Below are 4,938 nucleotides of genomic sequence, written 5' to 3' on the forward strand. Positions count from 1 at the left end.
TGGGTGACAGTGCGGATCTCTCCTTTCACCATCGAGATAAATTTTGCGGCCGTCGTTGTGGCCGTTCTGAGCCAATTGGCATTCACTTTACTGTCTGCCGCCGTGCTATTTGTGACAGCAAAGACTTTCAGTCCAGATTCAATCACTGTAAGCGTGAACTCAAACACCCGGCCATTATCCGCACTTTCATTTACACGTAAGCCAGATTCAGTGACGCTGACTGTCAGTTCTCCAAGTGTAGGGTGGATCAGAGTACCCCTAACCCCTTCCTCACACGCCGCAACCAAATTATTACGTTGAGTGATTACATCCGGCGCGGAATAAACTTTACTGTCTTGAATAATAAAGCCGCGCAAGGTGATTTTTCGGCTACTGCGCCCAAGGTCTTCAATCCACGCCGTATCACGATAAGGATATTCATGCACAGCCTGCCGTCTGCCGAAAACGCTTTCACCTGAAACCACGGCAAAGGGTACACCCCGAAATGATGCCGGGTGTAGATGTTCAGACCACTTCCATCCCTGATCTTTCCCCAAAAATGATGAAATGGCGTCTTTAATCAATGGCATATCACCACCTGTGGTTACTTTAGACACAAAAAAACCGCAGTTAAGCGGCCTAGATATGAAAAAACCCGTACTGGACGGGTTTATTTTGTGAATACTTCAATGAGCTTTGGTATTGCAGGGAGAAACTGAGAGAAGACAACCGCCCCAACAACCCATAAAATTATTTTATTCGCTGAACTTACTACATCAGCCTTTGTTGCGTAGTTAGACTTTATCACAGCAACATCAGTTTTTAGCGCGGATACATCATCTTCCAGTTTTTTTATTCTCTCTAACATGTCATCACCCCCACCGCCGCCATCATAACCAGCATTTTTTCGCGATAACGCATTCCACCGATTAGTATAAACTACATTTGACTCCTTTCTAATAATAAGCATATCTATTTTTCCCCTTGCTTTTTATTCGCCCACTCTGTGACTACACGGGCTGAGAAGAAAAATTCGTACCCACAGTTTATGCATACTATCCTGAAATGGTAGTTATCGGGGTCTACTTGCGGTCTCATTCCAACATGATTGATCTTAATAGGCACAAGAAAAGAGGGTAATGATTGTTCTACATCCTCACCTTCTTCTGGCACGATAATAGGTTCAGTCTGAGGGATAGCAATGTCTGTTTGATGACAAATAGCACAAGTTATCGATGATTTTAGCTTCTCATTCAAAAAATCAGCAAACATATCCGGTGTTATTGCTTTTAATGCTTCCAACAGCTCCGCTTCACTTTTGTATTGTTGCATCATATTCATTACCTCAGTCATAGCTATACATTAAACCATTGACTAATAAAAGAACATAACTGAATTTATTTACAGTAAGCCATCCCTGGCTTGGGGTTAGTACTTCCAGCTGTTTTCCATTCATATGTGGAACTTACTGTGATCCCGTGCCGGCTCCTGATCCATATCGTTTTTCCAGATTGATTACTGTCTTATATATATCATAAGAATATATTTTGAATTTACCATCTACGGCCAAAATTATGTGAGCATCTTCCCTTTGGGGGTAAACAATAGCTTTGTCTTTATCTAGAATGACAAACTTGGTGATAGGTGTAATTTTTCCATCGCTTTTACCTGTTAACGTTGAAATTTTTTCTTTGTCATGACAAAGCACGCCATTATTCTCGTAAAAACCACCAGTATTAGAATTACAATCAGAACTGGAACTAAAAAACACGAAAACAACCAACGCTAAAATTCCAACCCCACCAATCAACGAAGCTATTACGGTAGCTATCGATCTGTACCATGTTGACTTTGAAGAGCGCACAATCATTAGCGAGACTATGAATACTATAAGGACAATCCAAATCTCAGTCATATTTATACATTACCTATTCAGTTATCCACGTCCGTATGTCACCCATTCATAACCCTATTCAAAATATGATAATAATTACATTGAAGAATGGGAAATAAAATGTTTTCAAGGATACTGCATAGATGTTGTTACTCTACCCCCAGTTTTTGCATTAAATTGCTGCCGTTCCCCAGTCTTATTGCTGACAATCGTGATTTCTACCTGGAGTTTGTTTTCACCAATCGTTGACTGGATGGCATCAGCTATGTTCTGAGCAAGCTCGCTATTATTTGCTTGATTTGCAAAGATAGAAGGGGGACTTTTATCAGATTCAAGCGGTGCGGATTGATTCATCATGCGCTGATGGCCTAGATAATATCTGTCACGCAAACCCTGCCATTTCGGGTCAAAGATAGCAGCAGTTATTGCGTCCGTGATCTGTTTTTGGCTAAACGGTTGTTGGCCGTGATTTTCTTGTTTGATCATCGCCACCATCAGATTTTCAAGTACTTTAGGGTCATGCATATCTAACTGTTGATTAGGAAGAAAGCCCGTCTCTTTTGAAACAAAGTTAATATATGCCTGAGTATTATTTCTATCTATGCCTCCTGGCGGCGCATGGGTGCTGATTGTGCTATTAACGGTATTCTTTCCCCTGTCGCCGTTCAGCATTAACTGACGAGCTAATGCAGAGAGGCCATCGTGATCATTACCAAACTTAACAAATGTTCCACTTTTCCCTTGCACATACCCTATCCCATTAGGTGCGTCGCGTACATTTCCCGGATTTTTAATTCTCAAACCGAATGAGTCTTTCACTGGTTTTCCGTAAGGATCGGGATACTTAGGAGGTTCTATTTTCGGCGGTTCAGCAACCCTAGATGGATCAGGTACTTTGTCGCCAATAGATTTTTCTTTGTAATTTGGGAAATAGTACGCATTTAATTTTTTAATAAGGTCTTCGGATGCATATGTAAGCTTTAAATCTAATGATTCCTTCCATGTTAGAGTGTCTTTGAATTTTTCATCTTTTTGCGCTTTTTCCAAAAGCTCCCTTTGTTTACCTCCAGCATTAAAATTAAATAATGAAAAGCCAGATGTAACCCCATCTGTCACTGTTTTATCCAAAACTGTAAGTACTGTTTGCCCTGGATCTGAAAGCCAAAACTGATTTTTCCATTTTTCCGTATTACCCTCCCATTTTGCTGATATTTCATTCAACTGGGAATTAACTTTAGTTAATTGCTGGTTCAGACTGTCTGGAACTGTCAAGCCGAACTCATCAGATTTAGCTAATAGCTCTTTAAGTTTGGCGCCATCCCTCAATAGGGCCAACGTATGTTCATCAAGCCCAAGAAAATCCGCAATTGTCTTTTGCTTATCTGAGGAATATTTAGGAAACTCTTTAGCCAATTCTTGAATGGTTTTATACACATCTGCTGTGCCATCTTTATTTTCATAGATATGTACCCCCATACCATTCAATTGAGCTAATTGATTTGCATTTCTAACCTGTAATGGTTCGTTGAAAGCTTTATATAACCCCTCTACAGAGTGAAAAGCATCATCCGCACTTGCACCCAGTATCCGCATAGTGCCAGCCAATCTAGTGAAATTCTCGGTACTCATTGCAGAGTTTTTAGCACCTACATCTATGTTATAGGCATTTTTTCCCGCCTCTTTCATTGCGTTGAAGGCTTTTGTTGCGCCATATGCCATAAGCCCCACGCCACCTAATTTAGCCCCTATCCCGCCGTATTTGGCCGCAAGCTCACCAAAGTTCTTAAGCGGTGGAACCATGTCACCGATATGCTGAACATTATCCTTGGCGTAACGTGACATATCGCGTAGCTTTGTTCCAAGTACATTTACGCCATCCGTCGACTCAGAACCACCAAATTTCAGCCCCTCTCTGGTTTTTGCCAGGTTGGGATTGAGACCATTCAGCTTTTCATTGATTTCATCGATAACTTTCGTGACATTCTCATCAGCATTTAATTCAAAATCAAAAGCATTAGCCATTGGACCGCTCCTTATTCATCCGATTGGCTTGTTCAGCCCACCATTCAAGACGTGATCTTGTCAGAAGCCACGTATCACGCGGCCCCCACTTATAATAAAATGTGACGTCAGCGGCTAATTGCTGCCAGCTATTGAGCGCTTCGAGTCCAAAAAACCTAAAATAAACTCCTGACATTGCAAGAAGTCACTAATAGACATTTTTTTCAGTACTGGCTCGGGGATTTCTGAAACCAATGAAATCAACAGACGCATAGCGGCAATTGAATGATTTGATTTGTTCTGTGCTTCATAAAACTGCTCAACCTGAATCAATACCGGTTCTTTCAGGTCGATCTGCTCGTAGCGGACTTTGCCGTCGTTACTCTCAATCGGGGTGCTTAAAACGATAGTTTTGGTTTTTTCTAACATACTGATTCTCCAAATTAATTTTCTGTTACCGAGGTGCCTTCCCAGCGCACCTCAAAAGTCGCATCTTCGCTGTTAACTTCTTGTGTGTTGACGGTCCACATGCCTTCACCGATGATCGTTTTACCGTTCGCAATTTCAGCAACGATTGTGACGTTAGTCTGGTCATTGAAATCCGCTACCGTGGTCCCGCCACTGTCACGAACCTTGCACGAGATAAAGCCCGCTTGCGGTTTCTCTTTGTAGCCGTGTACGTAGTCCATGCCCGTTAAGGTTTCACGGGTGACTGTTGAGGGACTCCAGGTGAAATCCCCTGCGACCATTATTCGAATGCCGTCAACGGTGACATAAGCGGTACCCGCGAGTCTGTTTGATGTATTACCCATGTTTACCTCTTATGCGGCCGGTTGTAAGCGGAACTGATTGAGCAGTGCAAAGACACGCAACTGATTGATGAGTGTCCCCGTCCATAACACATCTACCCGGTTCGGATTCTGCGCATTGACTTCAACAATCAGCCCATCTGCAAAGCTTTTTGAATCCTGAACATAACCGTTGTATTCCAGTGCCTTATACTGGGCGATTAACTCAGCGCGGATAATGTTGGGTGTCACAATTGCCGAGCCGGGCGCAAAGCG

At 42.3% G+C, this 4,938-nt stretch carries 8 protein-coding genes; all 8 read right to left on the bottom strand.

Annotated elements, in window-relative coordinates:
* Positions 1-596 (bottom strand): DNA circularization N-terminal domain-containing protein (locus LG003_RS22495; RefSeq protein ID WP_390894164.1); only part of this gene is annotated, 596 nt, incomplete at its 3' end.
* A 53-nt stretch (positions 597-649) separates the two neighbouring features.
* Complete coding sequence (locus LG003_RS22500; RefSeq protein WP_088374853.1) at positions 650-949, bottom strand: hypothetical protein; 300 nt, start codon at positions 947-949, stop codon at positions 650-652.
* A gap of 2 nt (positions 950-951) precedes the next feature.
* On the bottom strand, positions 952-1,314 hold the full coding sequence (locus LG003_RS22505) for a hypothetical protein (RefSeq protein ID WP_262981699.1): 363 nt from the start codon (positions 1,312-1,314) through the stop codon (positions 952-954).
* A gap of 130 nt (positions 1,315-1,444) precedes the next feature.
* On the bottom strand, positions 1,445-1,894 hold the full coding sequence (locus LG003_RS22510; protein ID WP_262981700.1) for a hypothetical protein: 450 nt from the start codon (positions 1,892-1,894) through the stop codon (positions 1,445-1,447).
* Between the two features lie 105 nt (positions 1,895-1,999).
* Complete coding sequence (locus LG003_RS22515) at positions 2,000-3,895, bottom strand: hypothetical protein (protein WP_262981701.1); 1,896 nt, start codon at positions 3,893-3,895, stop codon at positions 2,000-2,002.
* 114 nt (positions 3,896-4,009) lie between these two features.
* Positions 4,010-4,303 (bottom strand): phage tail assembly protein, encoded by a 294-nt coding sequence (locus LG003_RS22520; RefSeq protein ID WP_262981702.1) that lies wholly within the window; start codon positions 4,301-4,303, stop codon positions 4,010-4,012.
* Positions 4,304-4,317: 14 nt separating this feature from the next.
* The gene (locus LG003_RS22525; protein ID WP_112879688.1) at positions 4,318-4,686 is read right to left on the bottom strand and encodes a phage tail tube protein; all 369 of its coding nucleotides are present in this window, start codon (positions 4,684-4,686) and stop codon (positions 4,318-4,320) included.
* Positions 4,687-4,695: 9 nt separating this feature from the next.
* On the bottom strand, positions 4,696-4,938 hold a 243-nt coding region (locus LG003_RS22530), incomplete at its 5' end, for a phage tail sheath C-terminal domain-containing protein (RefSeq protein ID WP_315903402.1).

Origin of the sequence: Photorhabdus kleinii (genome assembly GCF_025384885.1) — a bacterium.
Lineage (GTDB): Bacteria > Pseudomonadota > Gammaproteobacteria > Enterobacterales > Enterobacteriaceae > Photorhabdus > Photorhabdus kayaii.

Coding starts and splice junctions, on each gene's coding strand:
- LG003_RS22500 (WP_088374853.1), bottom strand. CDS start 949: ATGCTTATTATTAGAAAGGAGTCAAATGTAGTTTATACTAATCGGTGG.
- LG003_RS22505 (WP_262981699.1), bottom strand. CDS start 1,314: ATGATGCAACAATACAAAAGTGAAGCGGAGCTGTTGGAAGCATTAAAA.
- LG003_RS22510 (WP_262981700.1), bottom strand. CDS start 1,894: ATGACTGAGATTTGGATTGTCCTTATAGTATTCATAGTCTCGCTAATG.
- LG003_RS22515 (WP_262981701.1), bottom strand. CDS start 3,895: ATGGCTAATGCTTTTGATTTTGAATTAAATGCTGATGAGAATGTCACG.
- LG003_RS22520 (WP_262981702.1), bottom strand. CDS start 4,303: ATGTTAGAAAAAACCAAAACTATCGTTTTAAGCACCCCGATTGAGAGT.
- LG003_RS22525 (WP_112879688.1), bottom strand. CDS start 4,686: ATGGGTAATACATCAAACAGACTCGCGGGTACCGCTTATGTCACCGTT.